19 protein-coding genes and 1 other RNA gene are annotated in these 15,768 nt (G+C 54.3%); 13 read left to right on the top strand and 7 right to left on the bottom strand.

Annotated features, from left to right (window positions below; all coding sequences use genetic code 11):
* Positions 1-8: 8 nt before the first annotated feature.
* On the bottom strand, positions 9-1,421 hold the full coding sequence (uxaC, locus tag ABLV75_RS01200) for a glucuronate isomerase (RefSeq protein WP_004105970.1): 1,413 nt from the start codon (positions 1,419-1,421) through the stop codon (positions 9-11).
* Positions 1,422-1,901: 480 nt separating this feature from the next.
* Here uxaC and ABLV75_RS01195 point away from each other — a divergent pair, with 480 nt between their 5' ends.
* The 11 genes from ABLV75_RS01195 (at position 1,902) to ABLV75_RS01145 (ending at position 9,518) form a co-directional block, all read left to right on the top strand.
* A complete protein-coding gene (locus ABLV75_RS01195; RefSeq protein ID WP_004115725.1) occupies positions 1,902-3,203 on the top strand; it encodes an MFS transporter in 1,302 nt (433 codons plus the stop codon).
* A gap of 127 nt (positions 3,204-3,330) precedes the next feature.
* Entirely contained in the window at positions 3,331-4,107 is a 777-nt protein-coding gene (exuR, locus tag ABLV75_RS01190) for a transcriptional regulator ExuR (protein WP_004105974.1), read from the top strand.
* A gap of 338 nt (positions 4,108-4,445) precedes the next feature.
* Positions 4,446-5,108, top strand: coding sequence for a DedA family general envelope maintenance protein YqjA (gene yqjA, locus ABLV75_RS01185; RefSeq protein ID WP_004105976.1), 663 nt, complete (start codon positions 4,446-4,448; stop codon positions 5,106-5,108).
* 8 nt (positions 5,109-5,116) lie between these two features.
* A complete protein-coding gene (mzrA, locus tag ABLV75_RS01180; RefSeq protein ID WP_160886235.1) occupies positions 5,117-5,494 on the top strand; it encodes an EnvZ/OmpR regulon moderator MzrA in 378 nt (125 codons plus the stop codon).
* Between the two features lie 139 nt (positions 5,495-5,633).
* A complete protein-coding gene (locus ABLV75_RS01175) occupies positions 5,634-6,002 on the top strand; it encodes a DUF1090 domain-containing protein (protein ID WP_004105978.1) in 369 nt (122 codons plus the stop codon).
* 45 nt (positions 6,003-6,047) lie between these two features.
* Complete coding sequence (locus ABLV75_RS01170; RefSeq protein WP_004105979.1) at positions 6,048-6,353, top strand: YqjD family protein; 306 nt, start codon at positions 6,048-6,050, stop codon at positions 6,351-6,353.
* A gap of 2 nt (positions 6,354-6,355) precedes the next feature.
* Positions 6,356-6,754: a phage holin family protein gene (locus ABLV75_RS01165; protein ID WP_004105980.1), complete on the top strand. Its 399-nt coding sequence runs from the start codon at positions 6,356-6,358 to the stop codon at positions 6,752-6,754.
* Complete coding sequence (locus tag ABLV75_RS01160; protein WP_004105981.1) at positions 6,751-7,050, top strand: YqjK-like family protein; 300 nt, start codon at positions 6,751-6,753, stop codon at positions 7,048-7,050. The genes ABLV75_RS01165 and ABLV75_RS01160 overlap by 4 nt, the downstream gene beginning before the upstream one ends.
* 330 nt (positions 7,051-7,380) lie before the next feature.
* Complete coding sequence (locus ABLV75_RS01155) at positions 7,381-7,773, top strand: DoxX family protein (RefSeq protein ID WP_004105982.1); 393 nt, start codon at positions 7,381-7,383, stop codon at positions 7,771-7,773.
* Between the two features lie 263 nt (positions 7,774-8,036).
* Positions 8,037-9,023 carry a glutathione S-transferase family protein gene (locus tag ABLV75_RS01150; RefSeq protein WP_004105983.1) on the top strand — a complete coding sequence of 329 codons (987 nt, stop codon included), beginning with the start codon at positions 8,037-8,039 and terminating at the stop codon, positions 9,021-9,023.
* A 126-nt stretch (positions 9,024-9,149) separates the two neighbouring features.
* On the top strand, positions 9,150-9,518 hold the full coding sequence (locus ABLV75_RS01145; RefSeq protein ID WP_004105984.1) for a DUF805 domain-containing protein: 369 nt from the start codon (positions 9,150-9,152) through the stop codon (positions 9,516-9,518).
* A gap of 37 nt (positions 9,519-9,555) precedes the next feature.
* Here ABLV75_RS01145 and ABLV75_RS01140 read toward each other — a convergent pair whose 3' ends face one another.
* On the bottom strand, positions 9,556-10,452 hold the full coding sequence (locus ABLV75_RS01140; protein WP_004105985.1) for a LysR family transcriptional regulator: 897 nt from the start codon (positions 10,450-10,452) through the stop codon (positions 9,556-9,558).
* Positions 10,453-10,556: 104 nt separating this feature from the next.
* On the opposite strand from ABLV75_RS01140, the gene ABLV75_RS01135 reads away from it, so the two are divergent.
* Together ABLV75_RS01135 and ABLV75_RS01130 are read left to right on the top strand one after the other, a co-directional pair.
* A complete protein-coding gene (locus tag ABLV75_RS01135) occupies positions 10,557-11,258 on the top strand; it encodes a pirin family protein (RefSeq protein ID WP_004105987.1) in 702 nt (233 codons plus the stop codon).
* A 24-nt stretch (positions 11,259-11,282) separates the two neighbouring features.
* Positions 11,283-11,444, top strand: a complete 162-nt coding sequence (locus ABLV75_RS01130; RefSeq protein WP_004105990.1) for a hypothetical protein — start codon at positions 11,283-11,285, stop codon at positions 11,442-11,444.
* A 35-nt stretch (positions 11,445-11,479) separates the two neighbouring features.
* On the opposite strand, the gene ABLV75_RS01125 is transcribed toward ABLV75_RS01130, so the two are convergent.
* The 5 genes from ABLV75_RS01125 to garL form a co-directional block, all read right to left on the bottom strand.
* Entirely contained in the window at positions 11,480-11,890 is a 411-nt protein-coding gene (locus ABLV75_RS01125; RefSeq protein ID WP_004115743.1) for a Spy/CpxP family protein refolding chaperone, read from the bottom strand.
* A 556-nt stretch (positions 11,891-12,446) separates the two neighbouring features.
* Positions 12,447-12,825, bottom strand: an RNA gene (rnpB, locus tag ABLV75_RS01120) — RNase P RNA component class A.
* Positions 12,826-12,857: 32 nt separating this feature from the next.
* Complete coding sequence (gene garK, locus ABLV75_RS01115) at positions 12,858-14,003, bottom strand: glycerate 2-kinase (protein WP_004105997.1); 1,146 nt, start codon at positions 14,001-14,003, stop codon at positions 12,858-12,860.
* A gap of 65 nt (positions 14,004-14,068) precedes the next feature.
* Positions 14,069-14,959 (bottom strand): 2-hydroxy-3-oxopropionate reductase, encoded by an 891-nt coding sequence (garR, locus tag ABLV75_RS01110; RefSeq protein WP_004105999.1) that lies wholly within the window; start codon positions 14,957-14,959, stop codon positions 14,069-14,071.
* A gap of 28 nt (positions 14,960-14,987) precedes the next feature.
* Positions 14,988-15,758, bottom strand: coding sequence for a 2-dehydro-3-deoxyglucarate aldolase (gene garL, locus ABLV75_RS01105; RefSeq protein ID WP_004106001.1), 771 nt, complete (start codon positions 15,756-15,758; stop codon positions 14,988-14,990).
* Positions 15,759-15,768: the final 10 nt, after the last annotated feature.

The raw sequence follows: 15,768 nt of genomic DNA, 5'->3' as shown, positions 1-15,768 counted from the left end.
CTCTGGTCTTAGTTCAGTTCAATGGCGAAGTAGTCACGCGCATTGTTAAAGCAAATATTTTTCACCATCTCGCCCAGCAGCTGAATGTCCGCCGGGGCTTCTCCCGCTTCAACCCAGCGACCAATCATCTGGCACAGGATGCGACGGAAATATTCATGACGGGTGTAGGAGAGGAAGCTGCGGCTATCGGTCAGCATCCCGACAAAGCGGCTCAGCAGGCCAAGCTGCGCCAGCTGGGTCATCTGACGTTCCATACCGTCTTTCTGATCGTTAAACCACCAGCCGGAACCGAACTGCATTTTGCCCGGCATACCTTCCCCCTGGAAGTTGCCGATCATAGTGCCCAACACTTCGTTGTCGCGCGGGTTCAGGCAGTAGAGGATAGTTTTCGGCAGCAGGTTTTCTTCGTTCTGTTTGCTGAGCAGTTTGGACAGCTCTTCCGCCATCGGACGGTCGTTGATGGAGTCAAAACCCACATCCGGCCCTAACAGTTTGAACTGGCGCAGGTTGTTGTTGCGCAGCGCGCCGATGTGATACTGCTGTACCCAGCCGCGACGGGCGTATTCCGCGCCGAGGAAAACCAGAACCGCCGTCTTGAACTGCGCAACCTCATGCTCGCTAAGGGCCTCGCCCGCCAGACGACGCGCCAGGATGCTATCCAGTTCGCTTTCGTTGGCTTCGGCAAACAGCACCACGTCCAGCGCATGGTCAGAAACTTTACAACCGTGAGCGGCGAAGTGATCCAGACGTTTAGTCAGCGCGGACTGGAGATCGGCAAAGCGGCGGATATCGGTGTCAGACACTTCGCCCAGCTTCGCCATGTAGTCGTTGAAGGTCGCCTGTTCGATATTGAAGGCTTTGTCCGGACGCCAGCTTGGCAGCACTTTCACGGTGAAGGAGCTGTCTTTAGCGACGGAAGCGTGATGCTCGAGAGAATCGACCGGATCGTCGGTGGTGCCGACCATTTTCACATTCATCTGCTGCATGATGCCGCGAGCGGAGAAGCTCTCCTGCGCCAGCAGATCGTTGCACTGATTCCAGATTTCGTCCGCCGTAGCCGGAGAGAGGACTTTACCTGTAATACCAAAAGGACGACGCAGCTCAAGATGCGTCCAGTGGTATAACGGGTTACCGATGGTATGCGGTACGGTGGCCGCCCAGGCGTCAAATTTCTCGCGATCGGAAGCATCACCGGTGCACAGACGCTCGGCTACGCCGTTGGTACGCATCGCACGCCATTTATAGTGATCGCCTTTTAGCCAGATGTCATACAGATTTTTAAAGCGGTAATTTTCCGCAATCTGCTGCGGCGGCAGGTGGCAATGGTAGTCGAAAATCGGCTGGTCTTTCGCGTAATCGTGGTACAGACGGCGGGCAAACTCGGTATCAAGCAGGAAATCTTCGGTCATAAACGGTGTCATTTTCGTGTCCTCTTCGCCCCCGGGGGAGCCCATCAGATGATTGACTATAATGCTGACAAAGTTATCACACCAATTTCTACAGACCGAAGTATTTTTCGTGAGTTAGATCAATAAACGATGACAAAAAAAGTACCATGAAAGGAGTAAACGGCCCGCCAGAGCGCGCCAGCTCTGGCCTTTCTCGCATGAACGAATGCCCACACAAACTTTCCCACTTTTGTGACGTCACTCAACTTTTGAAGTTGTATGACAAGTTATCTTGCTGCCGTCGAAACATATAAACCGACGGAATGCATTACCGACGAACTATCACGTCGGATTTACCGGTATGGACACCGAATTAGACACAACAGTTAATGGCAAGGTTCGGGCCATACGAGGTTTCCTCTCCTGAACCCTCCGTTTCACCTTCTTCGCCGCCGTTACAGGCAAGAAGATAGCCGCACCCGCTGCGGATATATAACAAACGATGAGGTTTACATGCGTAAAATTAAAGGGTTACGTTGGTACATGATCGCACTGGTGACCTTAGGCACCGTGCTGGGGTACCTGACGCGTAACACTGTGGCGGCAGCTGCGCCGACTCTGATGGAAGAGTTACACATCTCCACCCAACAGTATTCCTATATCATCGCGGCCTATTCCGCTGCCTATACCGTCATGCAGCCTGTCGCCGGCTACGTGCTGGATATTTTAGGTACCAAAATCGGCTATGCCTTCTTTGCTATCGCCTGGGCCGTGTTCTGCGGCTCTACCGCGCTGGCGGGAAGCTGGGGCGGTCTGGCGCTGGCGCGCGGCGCGGTGGGTGCCGCCGAAGCGGCAATGATCCCGGCGGGTCTGAAAGCCAGTTCCGAATGGTTCCCGGCGAAAGAGCGTTCTATCGCCGTCGGCTACTTCAACGTCGGCTCCTCTATCGGCGCTATGATTGCTCCGCCGCTGGTGGTTTGGGCTATCGTTATGCACAGTTGGCAGATGGCCTTTATCATCTCCGGCGTACTGAGCTTTGCCTGGGCAATGGCGTGGCTGGTGTTCTATAAACACCCGCGCGATCAGAAAAAATTAACTGACGAAGAACGCGACTACATCATCGGTGGCCAGGAGTCTCATCACCAGACTAACAACGGCAAGAAAATGTCTCCGTGGCAGATTCTGCGTAACCGTCAGTTCTGGGGTATCGCCCTGCCGCGTTTCCTTGCCGAACCGGCATGGGGGACCTTTAACGCCTGGATCCCTCTGTTCATGTTTAAAGTCTACGGCTTTAACCTGAAAGAAATCGCCATGTTCGCCTGGATGCCGATGCTGTTTGCCGACCTCGGCTGTATTATCGGTGGATACCTGCCGCCGCTGTTCCAGCGCTGGTTTGGCGTGAACCTGATTGTTTCCCGTAAAATGGTCGTGACGATGGGCGCGCTGCTGATGATTGGCCCAGGGATGATCGGTCTGTTCACCAGCCCGTTCGTCGCTATCGCCCTGCTGTGCGTCGGCGGTTTTGCTCACCAGGCGCTGTCCGGTGCGCTGATCACGCTCTCTTCCGACGTATTTGGTCGTAACGAAGTGGCAACCGCGAACGGTATGACCGGCATGGCCGCATGGCTGGCCAGCACCATGTTTGCCCTGGTGGTTGGCGCACTGGCGGATACTATCGGCTTTAGCCCGCTGTTCGCCGTACTGGCCATCTTCGATGTGCTGGGCGCGGTGGTCATCTGGACCGTACTGAAAAATAAATCTGCGGATGACGACAGCACTCCGCTGGAAACCAGTAAGCCTGCCACGCAAAGCTAGTTAAACGCGGGCTCCCCCCTCCCGAAGCCGCCTTGATGAAGGCGGCTTTTTCATTTCTTCTTGTGGTGAGAAGCGCGTAAAAGTGGTATAACAAATCCAATATTGTCGCCATCTCCCGGGAGCGAATATGGAAATCACTGAATCGCGTCGTTTGTATCAGCAGCTTGCCGCTGAGCTTAAGACGCGTATTGAACAAGGTGTCTACCTTGTAGGCGATAAGCTACCCGCAGAGCGGTTTATCGCTGACGAAAAAAGCGTAAGTCGTACCGTCGTTCGCGAAGCCATCATTATGCTGGAAGTGGAAGGCTACGTTGAAGTCCGCAAAGGTTCCGGTATCCACGTTATCTCCAATCATCCGAAACATCAGCAAATTGCCGATGAATCGCTGGAATTCGCCAATTATGGTCCTTTTGAGCTGTTGCAGGCCCGCCAGCTGATCGAAAGCAACATTGCCGAATTCGCCGCCACTCAGGTGACCAAGCAGGACATCATGAAGTTGATGGAAATCCAGGAAAAAGCGCGTAAAGAGAAGTGTTTTCGCGATTCCGAATGGGATCTTCAGTTTCATGTGCAGGTGGCGCTGGCAACGCAAAACACCGCCCTCGCCGCTATCGTGGAAAAGATGTGGACCCAGCGCGTACATAACCCGTACTGGAAAAAGCTGCATGACCATATCGACTCGCGTACCGTCGATAACTGGTGCGACGATCACGATCAAATTCTGAAAGCGCTGATTCGCAAAGATCCTCATGCGGCTAAGCTGGCCATGTGGCAGCATCTGGAAAATACCAAGCTGATGTTATTCAATGAAACCAGCGATGACTTTGAATTCAATGCCGATCGCTACCTGTTTGCCGATAATCCGGTAGTTCATCTCGATACGGCCGCCAACGGCGCAAAATAGCCCTTTATCTCCCTGCCGGGCAGCAACTCCTGCGCTGCCCGAAAAGCCCTCAGGGTAAGCAAAGCATATATAGTGTCAGCCTGTGTAAATACACTCGCCACCCTCCGCCGCAATCAGCAAAATCAGAATGCAACAAACTGCAATTTCTCTGACGTAAAGTCAGCGGGTTTGTTACAATTAGATGCATTTTGTCGTTCTGAGAGTAAGCTTTTGCTTACTTCACTTTTAAACAGGGAACCGTTCAGAGCGCAGTAGCGACCATAATCCAATAAGAAGCTATGTCGCCATGCATATGCCGCGTTCAGACGTGCCGTTAACCGATGTACCAGGAATCGTGAATGGAACTATTAACCCAATTATTGAATGCCTTGTGGGCTCAGGATTACGAAACTCTCGCTAATCCCTCCATGATTGGCATGCTGTACTTTGTCTTATTTATGATTTTATTCCTTGAGAACGGTCTGCTGCCCGCCGCCTTCTTACCAGGCGATAGCCTGCTTGTTCTGGTGGGCGTACTGATTGCCAAAGGCGCGATGGGTTTTCCACAAACGCTGCTGCTGCTTACCGCGGCGGCAAGCCTGGGCTGCTGGCTAAGTTATATTCAGGGCCGCTGGCTGGGCAATACGCGTATCGTACAAAACTGGCTGTCGCATCTCCCTTCGCACTACCACCAGCGCGCGCATCATCTGTTCCATAAGCACGGGCTTTCCGCCCTGCTGATTGGCCGTTTTATCGCTTTCGTGCGCACGCTGCTGCCGACCATTGCCGGCCTGTCGGGCCTGAGCAGCGCGCGTTTCCAGTTTTTTAACTGGATGAGCGGGCTGCTGTGGGTGCTGATTCTGACTTCGCTGGGATATCTGTTGGGGAAAACGCCGGTATTCCTGAAATATGAAGATCAGCTGATGTCCTGCCTGATGCTGCTGCCCGTCGCGCTGCTGGTATTCGGCCTGATTGGCTCGCTGATCGTCCTGTGGAAGAAAAAATACAGGAGCCGGGGCTGACAATGGCGATAAAGCGCGCCTCTCTACGTCAGATAAGCTGGATGCTGGGCGGTTCGTTACTCCTGTGCGGCCTGTTCTGGCTCTGGCTCACCGTGCAGCAGCAGGAATCAACCCTGGCTATTCGTCCCGTTAGCCAGGGTATTAGCATGCCGGACGGTTTTTCCGTCTGGCACCATCTCGATGCCAACGGCATCCGTTTTAAGAGCATTACGCCACAGAATGACGGTCTGCTCATCAAGTTTGACTCCAGCGCTCAGGGAGCCGCCGCCAAAGAAGTTTTGGGTCGCGCTCTGCCGCATGGTTATATTATCGCTTTAGTGGAAGACGATGATTCGCCGACGGCCTGGATTTCCCGCCTGCGCGATACGCCACACAGATTCGGGTAATCAACGAAAATTCCGAATATTTTCACCCGGTTTGGTGATTTCCCGGTTTACTTACTATCATTAAGTTTGCGGAAGTCACCAGACTCACGTTTATCAACTGGATCGGGGTTATTCCCCCGCACAATGGAAGGTAGTATCCATGAAACACCGCATCGCTTTGCTCCTGGTTCTGTCATCACTTAGCGCCAGCGCCTTTGCCATCTCCCCTTGCCAGGAAAAAGAGCAGGATATCCAGCGGGAGATCAGCTACGCAGAAAAGCATAATAATCAGCATCGTATTGACGGTCTGAAAAAGGCGCTGAGCGAAGTGAAAGCTCACTGCAGCGACAGCCAGCTCAAAGCCGATCACCAGAAAAAAATCGCCAAACAGCAGGAAGAAATTGCCGAACGCCGCAACGACCTGCGCGAAGCCGAACAGAAAGGCGATGCTGATAAAATCAGCAAGCGCCAGCGTAAACTTGAAGAAGCGCAGCAAGAACTGAAAGAGCTGCAATCTCGCGAGTACTAATCGCTTAAGCAAGACCAATATGGACCACTTTAACAGGAGATAAACATGGCTAAAGATAACGTTGCAGAAGACCTGCGTGCGGAACTGAAGACGCTGGCTGATACCCTGGAAGAAGTGCTGAACTCCTCCACGGATAAGTCGAAAGAAGAGATCGGTAAGCTACGTAGTAAAGCTGAAAGCGCGCTGAAGGAAAGCCGTGTACGCCTGGGTGAAACCAGCGACGCTCTCATGAAGCAAACGCGAGAAACCGCTGCGCGTGCAGATGAATACGTCCGTGAAAACCCGTGGACCGGCGTGGGGATTGGTGCTGCCGTCGGGCTGGTGCTGGGTGTCCTGCTGACGCGTCGTTAATTATGGCGAATTCTAAAAGCACGCAAGGCCCCGGACAAAGCGTTTTCGGCATCGGTCAGCGCATCGTCACTTTGCTGGTTGAGATGGTGGAAACGCGCCTGCGCCTGGTCGTCGTGGAGTTGGAAGAGGAGAAAGCCAACCTCATCCAGCTATTCCTGATGCTCGGATTGACGCTGCTGTTCGCCGCGTTTGGTTTGATGAGCATGCTGGTTCTGATCATCTGGGCGGTCGATGCGCAATATCGATTAAACGTGATGATCGGCACCACGGCGGTTCTGCTGCTGGCAGCGCTCATTGGCGGTATCTGGACCTTACGCAAAGCCCGACGTTCAACGTTCCTGCGCTTCACGCGTCAGGAGCTGGCAAACGACCGCGCATTGCTGGAGGACGATAAGCCATGAGCCGCGAACAGCAGGAACGCGAACGACAAAAAGCGCTTTTGCTGCGCCTGATCCAACAGCAGCGGCTGGACCTTAGCGCCAGCCACCGCCATTGGCTTGAGGCAACTGCGCCCATTGATCGCGGCTGGAATACCCTGCTGAATCTGCGTTCATGGGCAATGGTCGGCAGCGGCCTCGTGGCAATATGGTCAGTTCGTCATCCGCGCTTTTTGATGCGCTGGGCAAAACGCAGCCTCGGTATCTGGAGCACCTGGCGGATGGCCCGCAATCTGCTGCGCCAGTCGTCATCACGCTGAGGCTAATGTTCATAGCGGAATGATATAAGCCGGGTCAGGCGCCAGCCGCTCCCGGCATCATGAGCAGATCTGCTTCCCCCTTGAATTTCATGACAGCCGCATCGCTTCTCATTTCTTCTTTTCTCATCTCCAGCGCCGCTATAGCGGTTCTTCTATTCATTTGGTTTATCAATAATCACTCAGAATCTTTGAAGAAGATCTACAGTTTTCCTTGCTAACAATTCCGTCACGGCCCCGCTAATATTCACCCCATCGACAGCAACCCCGCGTAACACGCTGGATTACTTTGAAAAACAAAATCGCCGCCCTTTGGGTTTTCTGGAGTAGGAAATGAAAAAATTAGAAGATGTTGGTGTACTGGTAGCGCGCATTCTGATGCCCATTCTGTTCATTACCGCAGGTTGGGGAAAAATTACCGGGTATGCGGGTACACAACAATATATGGAAGCCATGGGCGTCCCTGGGTTTATGCTGCCGCTGGTGATCCTGCTTGAATTCGGCGGCGGTCTGGCAATCCTGTTCGGTTTCCTGACCCGCACTACCGCGCTGTTCACCGCCGGCTTCACCGTGCTGACCGCGTTCCTGTTCCACAGCAACTTTGCTGAAGGCGTGAACTCGCTGATGTTCATGAAAAACCTGACCATCGCGGGCGGCTTCCTGCTGCTGGCTATCACCGGTCCAGGCGCCTTTAGTATCGACCGCGTACTGAATAAAAAGTGGTAAGCGCACTATACTGAATAAATATAAAGCGAGGAGACATCTCCTCGCTTTTATTATCTATACCCTAAATAATTCGAGTTGCAGGACAAAACGGTTAACCGTTTTGAACAGCGCTTGCGCTGGCCCTGAAAGGGTGAGTCCCGTAGGGGCGAATTACGCGGCGACGCAGTGAATCCCCAGGAGCTTACTCCAGTAAGTGACTGGGGTGAGCGAGGAAAGCCAACGCACAAGCAACTTGAAGTATGACGGGTATAAAGGAGGAAATAATGGGACAATTAGTTGACGGCGTCTGGCACGACACCTGGTATGACACCAAATCCACCGGAGGGCGATTTAAGCGTTCTGTTTCCGCCTTTCGCAACTGGTTAACCGCAGACGGCGCGCCGGGCCCAAGCGGCGAAGCCGGATTCGCTGCGGAGAAAGATCGCTATCATCTGTACGTTTCTCTTGCCTGCCCATGGGCGCATCGCACCTTAATTCTGCGTAGCCTGAAAGGACTGGAGCCGTTTATCTCCGTCTCCGTGGTTAATCCCTTGATGTTCGAGAACGGCTGGACTTTCGACGATAGCTTCCCGGCAGCCACCGGCGATACGCTCTACCAGCACGAATATCTTTATCAGCTTTATCTGCATGCCGATCCCCACTACAGCGGGCGCGTTACGGTGCCGGTGCTGTGGGACAAAAAGCAGCACACCATCGTCAGCAATGAGTCGGCGGAAATCATCCGCATGTTTAATACCGCCTTCGATGGGCTGGGCGCCCGCGCAGGAGATTACTACCCGCCTGAGCTGCGCGATCAGATTGATGAGCTGAACGGCTGGATCTACGACAATGTGAATAACGGCGTCTATAAAGCCGGGTTCGCCACCAGCCAGCAGGCCTATGATGAAGCGGTTGATGCAGTGTTTACCGCTCTGGAGCGTCTGGAGCAAATCCTTGGCCAGCATCGTTTCCTGACGGGTAACCAACTGACGGAAGCTGATATTCGCCTGTGGACCACCCTGGTTCGTTTCGATCCGGTGTACGTGACCCACTTTAAATGCGACAAACGCCGCATCAGCGATTACCTCAACCTGTATGGCTTCCTGCGCGATATCTACCAGATGCCGGGCATTGCGGAAACGGTGGACTTCGCCCATATCCGCAACCATTACTACCGTAGCCATAAAACCATCAACCCGACCGGGATTATCTCCGTTGGTCCGCAGCAGGATCTTAACGAACCTCACGGCCGCGATCTTCGTTTCCGCTAGGCAATTGGGCGCGATTTGCTGCGCCCAATAATTCACAAAACAAATATTTACCATCATTTCATTCACGTCTATTCTTATTTCGATCGCTTTAAAAACAAGTGATTGACGGTTAACAGAGGCGTAGAAATGGACTGGTATCTTAAAGTATTAAAAAACTACATTGGATTTGGCGGCCGCGCCCGGCGCAAAGAGTACTGGATGTTTATTCTGGTCAACATCATCCTCACCGGCGTACTCAGCATCATTGATAAGATGCTGGGATGGCAGCGCGCCGGAGGAGAAGGGATTCTGACCACTATCTATGGCGTGCTGATATTCTTACCGTGGTGGGCCGTGCAGTTCCGTCGATTGCACGATACCGACCGCTCGGCATGGTGGCTGTTATTGCTGCTGATTCCCGTTATCGGCTGGCTGGTGATCCTGGTATTCAATTGCCAGAACGGCACCCCAGGAAATAATCGCTTCGGGCCGGATCCTAAACCGACTTCTTACTAACGATGCGCCCCTCGACAAAAAAGGGGCGCATTTTGTTTTATCTTCCCATAAACAGCTTCGGGATTTCCCGCAGACACCATGACTTCGCCTCACCCATGCTGTCGCGACGCCAGGCCATAATAATGTCGATCTCGTTGCTGTATTCCGGACTGACCACCCGCAGACGCCCTTCGGCAATATCCTGCTCTACGAGCGGATACGGCATCGTCGCAACGCCCAATCCTGCCAGCAGCGCCTGACGCTTATCTTCGATGGTGCTCACGGTTAAGCGCGGCTGTTTATCGAGCAGCTGCACGGTCAACACCGGGCGCTCGCGGGCGGTATCCGCGACCGCCACGCCGCGGTACTTAACGCGCGTAACTTCAGAAAGCGGCTCCGGCTCCTGGTGAATAGGGTGATCCGGCGCGGCTACATAGACGCTCATCACCGAATAGAGCTTGCGGGAGTTGATTTCCGAAGAGGAGCGAAAATGCATATCCGGCGCAACGACAATATCCGCCCGCCCCTGCTCAAGGCGTTCCCATGCCCCGGCCAGTACTTCGGTAATAATCGACAGTTGAGTATTCGATTTGGTCGCCAGCTTTTCAATTAAAGGAAAAAGGTCGGTGGTGGGCACCAGCGCCTCGGTGACGATAGTGAGGTGCGTTTCCCAACCGCGCGATAGCGCTTCGGCATCCGTCGTCAGCTTATCGGCCGCCTCCAGCAGTACGCGCCCGCGCTCCAGCAACATTCGGCCCACGTTAGTGAATTTTGTTCGATGACCTGAACGGTCAAACAGCACGACGTCCAGCTCCTCTTCCAGCTTTTGCATGGTATAGCTCAGCGCTGAAGGCACCCGACCCAGCTCATCGGCCGCCGCCGCAAAGCTTCCGCGTCGGTCAATTGCATCCATAACGCGCAATGCTTCCAGCGTTAATGCTCTCTCTTTAGCCATCGCAGTCTCATTCAGGAAATTTGAATATACCGGGCAGAATATCTGGCTAACAATACAGCGTCCATACCTTTACCATTGATTTAGTGTAAAGAGAGGTCAAGAAGATGATTACAACCCGAACAGCCAAACAGTGCGGTCAAGCAGACTTCGGCTGGCTGCAGGCCCGCTACACCTTTTCCTTTGGCCACTACTTCGACCCTAAATTGCTGGGCTACGCATCGTTGCGCGTGCTCAATCAGGAAATTCTGGCGCCCGGCGCGTCGTTTCAGCCGCGGACCTACCCGAAAGTCGACATTCTGAACCTGATTCTGGAAGGTGAAGCGGAATACCGCGACAGCGATGGCAACCATATTCAGGCAAAAGCCGGCGAAGCGCTGCTGATATCAACTCAGCCTGGCGTAAGCTACAGCGAGCATAACCTGAGTAAAGATCGCTCGCTGACGCGAATGCAGCTGTGGCTGGATGCCTGTCCACAGCACGAAAACCCGCTGGTGCAAAAAATCGCTATCGCCGCCGGATCGCAGCAGCTGCTGGCTTCGCCGGACGGCAGCCAGCATAGCCTCCAGCTGCGCCAGCAGGTATGGATCCACCATATCGACCTGGCGAAAGGCGAGCAGCTTAACGTGCAGCTTCACGGCCCCCGCGCCTACCTGCAGTCGATTCACGGTACGGTGCATGCGCGGGTGCAGGAAGAAGAGAAGCAGGCTCTGACCTGCGGCGATGGCGCTTTTATTCGTGACGAAGCTAACATTACCCTCGTTGCTGATACGCCGCTGCGCGCTTTGCTGATAGATTTACCAGTGTAACAACGGCAGTAAGGGAGTATGTCAGTGGGCAAGAAGAAAACAAAAAAAGTGGCGCTATCGGCGCAACAGCCGCAATCGGAAACCGTCACTACGATGAGTTTTGGCTATGAAGAGATGTTAAGCGAGCTGGAAGCGATCGTCGCGGAAGCGGAGATTCGGCTCCAGGAAGAAGAGAGCGTCGCCTGATGCAAATATCGGCCCCGGGCGCGGGGCCGATGGATTTACTCACTCAGCTCCTGAGCTAAGTCTTTTTGTACCTGCTTACGCTGTTCTGGCGTCAGCACCTGGTTCACATCAAAATAGTACTTCACGCGATAATAGCGAGCCTGCTGCTCTACCTGGCTAAATGCCGCCAGCTGATCTTTGACCGCCTTTTCGTTCCATTTTCCAGAATCAATAACCTCAAACAACACGCCGTCTTTAATATCTTTCTGGGAAATCTGCTGAACGTTTTTTTCCAGCTGCTGATGCAGGCTTTTAATTTTCGTTATCTGATCGTTAGTCAGTTTTAAGTGCTGGACAATCGGGTCCTGCGCCGGAGCGGGTGCAGCCTTAACATCCGCAGCCTGAGCCGCCATGGAGAACCCAGTGGCGAGAGCGGCTGTTAATGCAATGCGGGTCATTAATTTCATTGTTGTATCCTGATTAATTATCGTCGATATGGCGGTCTATTATTTTTCAGAAGCTAATGACGAAATGTAAGAAATAGTACGTATAAATGTAGTTAAATCAGTGACATATAATAAATACGAATGCTATAATTCAATTCATTTATTTAAAATATATAAAACCAGACGAGGAGAATGCATGGCCGTATGAGTCATGATGCGGTTGATGGCAGCCCGGTTTCCCACATACTGCCCGCTTTCTTTGTTCAAACCCGAAGCCAGAAGCAAAAACCCCCGCCATTGCTGGCAGGGGTTTTGCTGAAAAGTTGAAGCTGGCCGTTAAGCCGCTTTCTTTCGGGTATAGCGTCGTGGACAGTCATTCATCTGCCCGTGTTTCAACCCGAAGCCAGAAGCAAAAACCCCCGCCATTGCTGACAGGGGTTTGCTGAAAAGTTGAAGCTGACCGTTAAGCCGCTTTCTTTCGGGTATAGCGTCGTGGACAGGCATTCATCTGCCCCGTGTTTCAACCCGAAGCCAGAAGCAAAAACCCCCGCCATTGCTGACGAGGGTTTTGCTGAAAAGTTGAAGCTGACCGTTAAGCCGGGTTCTGTCGTGGACAGTCATTCATCTAGGCCAGCAATCGCTCACTGGCTCAAGCAGCCTACCCGGGTTCAGTACGGGCCGTACCTTGTGAACCCCTATTTGGCCTTGCTCCGGGTGGAGTTTACCGTGCCGCGAACTGTTACCAGACGCGCGGTGCGCTCTTACCGCACCCTTTCACCCTTACCTGATCCCACTTGCGTGGGCCATCGGCGGTTTGCTCTCTGTTGCACTGGTCGTGGGCTTGCGCCCCCCAGGCGTTACCTGGCACCCTGCCCTATGGAGCCCGGACTTTCCTCCCCTCCGCCCGTCTCCCCCGAAGAGGACGACGACGAAGCGGCGACTGTCTGGTCAGCTTCGGCGCGAAGTATAGAGGGTTTACCGACGGTTGTCATCCTTCCGTCGCCATCCCAACCTGCAATGTCGCCGCAATATTACGCGACGCATGATAAATATTGTCCGCCGCGCCGCGAAACGCCTCTTCGAGCGTCGTTACGCTGGTCAGCACGCTAAACACCGCATCAATCCCATACTGGTGAACCACACCGACGTCCCGGGTCAGACTGCCGGCGATGCCAATCACCGGCTTATGATACTTTTTCGCCACGCTTGCCACGCCAACCGGCACTTTACCGTTAATACTCTGGCTATCCAGCCGACCTTCGCCGGTCACCACCAGCGAACAATCAAGGATATGCTCCTCCAGGTTCAGCGCCTGGGTCACGATTTCAATCCCGCTGCGTAATTCAGCCTTCAGAAACGCCATCAGCGCTGCCCCCATACCGCCCGCCGCGCCCGCACCGGCAACCTGCTTCACATCGACATGCAGATCGGCCTTAATAATATCGGCGTAGTGCGCCAGATTGCTGTCCAGCTCGCGGATCATCGCTTCGGTAGCCCCTTTCTGCGGGCCAAAAATTCTTGACGCGCCGCTATCGCCGATCAGCGGATTGGTGACATCGCAGGCGACCCGAATAGCGCAATCATGCAGTCGGGCATCAAGACCGGAGATATCTATCGAATTGAGGCTACACAGACTACCGCCGCCGTTGCCAATCTCCGCGCCGTTGGCATCGCAAAGCCGCGCGCCCAGCGCCTGCACCATTCCTGCGCCGCCATCGTTGGTGGCGCTGCCGCCAATGCCAATGATGATATTTTTCGCCCCGTGATCCAGCGCCTGCAGAATCAGCTCGCCGGTACCGCGCGATGTCGTCAATAGCGGGTTACGCTGTACGGGCGGCACGAGCCCCAGCCCGCTGGCCGCAGCCATTTCGATAAACGCGGTTTTGCCGTCACCGGAAAGCCCCCAGCAGGCATCAACCGGGAGACCCAGCGGCCCCGTCACGCAGGCGCTCATCTCGGTTCCCTGCGTCGCGGCAATCATCGCCTCAACGGTACCTTCTCCGCCATCAGCGAGAGGAACCTTCACGTAGAGCGCATCGGGGAAAATTTCCCGAAAACCTTTTTCTATAGCCTGAGCAACCTCGGTGGCCGAGAGGCTTTCTTTATAAGAGTCTGGGGCGATTACGATTTTCATAGTTATGTAGCCTGACAGTGCCGCGCAAGGCAAGAATTACAGGGCGCGCATCCGCGCCCTTCTTGTTAGCGAGTGACTTCCACTTTCGCCAGTTTTTCGTAGTAGCATGCAAGTGCGCTATGGTCGGCGGTACCCAGGCCATCAGCGCGCAGCGCCTGCATCATCTCCATTACTGCGGCGGTCAGCGGCAGCTGGGCGCCCACGCCGTGAGAAGTATCCAGCGCATTCGCCAGATCTTTAATATGCAGATCGATACGGAAGCCCGGCTTAAAGTTACGATCCATCACCATCGGCGCTTTGGCATCCAGCACGGTGCTCCCGGCCAGCCCGCCGCGGATGGCCTGATAAACCAGATCCGGGTTCACGCCCGCTTTAGTCGCCAGCGTCAGCGCTTCGGACATCGCCGCAATGTTCAGCGCCACAATCACCTGGTTGGCCAGCTTGGTGACGTTGCCCGCGCCGATCTCGCCGGTGTGTACCACGGATCCCGCCATCGCTTTCAGCAGATCGTAATATTTATCGAAAATCGCTTTATCACCGCCCACCATCACCGACAGCGTACCGTCGATAGCCTTCGGTTCGCCGCCGCTGACCGGGGCATCCAGCATATCGACGCCCTTCGCTTTCAGCGCTTCGCTGATTTCGCGGCTCGCCAGCGGCGCGATGGAGCTCATATCAATCAAAACGGTGCCCGGCTTCGCGCCTTCAATGATCCCGCCTTCGCCCAGCGCGACCTCTTTCACGTGCGGGGAGTTCGGCAGCATGGTGATGATCACATCGCACTGCTCGGCAATCGCTTTCGCTGATGCGGCGGTTTCTGCGCCTGCGGCAATCACTTCGGCAATCGCTTCCGGATTACGGTCAGCAACCACCAACGAGTAACCCGCCTTGAGGAGGTTTTTACTCATTGGTTTACCCATGATACCGAGGCCAATAAAACCAACTTTCATTGTCATGTCTTTATCTCTCTAGTTTCGGTGGTGGTTATTTCTTAAAGGAGTCAGCCAGCTTCTGCGTGGCAGAACGGAAAACGCCCAGGTCGCTGCCGACGGCGACAAAGGTCGCGCCCCATTCCAGATAGCGGCGCGCGTCGGCTTCAACCGGTGCCAGAATACCGCTCGGCTTACCGTGCTTCTTCGCGCTGGCAAAAATATGCTGGATTGCTTTTTGAACTTCCGGATGGGAAGCATTGCCCAGATGACCCAGCGCAGCGGCCAGATCGCTTGGGCCGACAAAAATACCGTCCACGCCAGGCGTGGCGGCTATCGCATCAACGTTATCCACGCCCTGCTGGCTCTCGATTTGCACGAGAATGGTGATATTTTTGTTCGACTGCGCGAAGTAATCCGGCACGGTGCCAAACATATTGGCGCGGTGCGAGACGGATACGCCGCGAATGCCTTCAGGCGGGTAGCGGGTTGAGGCAACGGCGTTAATCGCCTGCTCTTCCGTTTCCACAAACGGGATCAGGAAGTTATAAAAACCGATATCCAGCAGGCGCTTAATGATCACCGGTTCGTTGGTCGGTACGCGAACGACCGGCGCGCTGGCGCTCCCTTTCAGCGCCATCAGCTGGGGGATAAAGGTAGAGATATCGTTCGGCGCATGTTCGCCGTCCAGTACCAGCCAGTCGAAACCGGCCAGGCCTAAAACTTCGGTGCTAATTGGGCTCGCCAGCGCGGACCAGCAACCAATCTGAACCTGATGCGCCGCCAGGGCCGCCTTAAATTTATTCGGGAAGATATCGTTATTCATCACTTATACC

Origin of the sequence: Klebsiella sp. CN_Kp066, from assembly GCF_040065135.1 — a bacterium.
Lineage (GTDB): Bacteria > Pseudomonadota > Gammaproteobacteria > Enterobacterales > Enterobacteriaceae > Klebsiella > Klebsiella oxytoca.
The sequence above is the reverse complement of the archived record's forward strand: the minus strand, read 5'-3'. Positions and strand labels throughout refer to the sequence as shown.

Coding starts and splice junctions, on each gene's coding strand:
- uxaC (WP_004105970.1), bottom strand. CDS start 1,421: ATGACACCGTTTATGACCGAAGATTTCCTGCTTGATACCGAGTTTGCC.
- ABLV75_RS01195 (WP_004115725.1), top strand. CDS start 1,902: ATGCGTAAAATTAAAGGGTTACGTTGGTACATGATCGCACTGGTGACC.
- exuR (WP_004105974.1), top strand. CDS start 3,331: ATGGAAATCACTGAATCGCGTCGTTTGTATCAGCAGCTTGCCGCTGAG.
- yqjA (WP_004105976.1), top strand. CDS start 4,446: ATGGAACTATTAACCCAATTATTGAATGCCTTGTGGGCTCAGGATTAC.
- ABLV75_RS01175 (WP_004105978.1), top strand. CDS start 5,634: ATGAAACACCGCATCGCTTTGCTCCTGGTTCTGTCATCACTTAGCGCC.
- ABLV75_RS01170 (WP_004105979.1), top strand. CDS start 6,048: ATGGCTAAAGATAACGTTGCAGAAGACCTGCGTGCGGAACTGAAGACG.
- ABLV75_RS01165 (WP_004105980.1), top strand. CDS start 6,356: ATGGCGAATTCTAAAAGCACGCAAGGCCCCGGACAAAGCGTTTTCGGC.
- ABLV75_RS01160 (WP_004105981.1), top strand. CDS start 6,751: ATGAGCCGCGAACAGCAGGAACGCGAACGACAAAAAGCGCTTTTGCTG.
- ABLV75_RS01155 (WP_004105982.1), top strand. CDS start 7,381: ATGAAAAAATTAGAAGATGTTGGTGTACTGGTAGCGCGCATTCTGATG.
- ABLV75_RS01150 (WP_004105983.1), top strand. CDS start 8,037: ATGGGACAATTAGTTGACGGCGTCTGGCACGACACCTGGTATGACACC.
- ABLV75_RS01145 (WP_004105984.1), top strand. CDS start 9,150: ATGGACTGGTATCTTAAAGTATTAAAAAACTACATTGGATTTGGCGGC.
- ABLV75_RS01140 (WP_004105985.1), bottom strand. CDS start 10,452: ATGGCTAAAGAGAGAGCATTAACGCTGGAAGCATTGCGCGTTATGGAT.
- ABLV75_RS01135 (WP_004105987.1), top strand. CDS start 10,557: ATGATTACAACCCGAACAGCCAAACAGTGCGGTCAAGCAGACTTCGGC.
- ABLV75_RS01125 (WP_004115743.1), bottom strand. CDS start 11,890: ATGAAATTAATGACCCGCATTGCATTAACAGCCGCTCTCGCCACTGGG.
- garK (WP_004105997.1), bottom strand. CDS start 14,003: ATGAAAATCGTAATCGCCCCAGACTCTTATAAAGAAAGCCTCTCGGCC.
- garR (WP_004105999.1), bottom strand. CDS start 14,959: ATGACAATGAAAGTTGGTTTTATTGGCCTCGGTATCATGGGTAAACCA.
- garL (WP_004106001.1), bottom strand. CDS start 15,758: ATGAATAACGATATCTTCCCGAATAAATTTAAGGCGGCCCTGGCGGCG.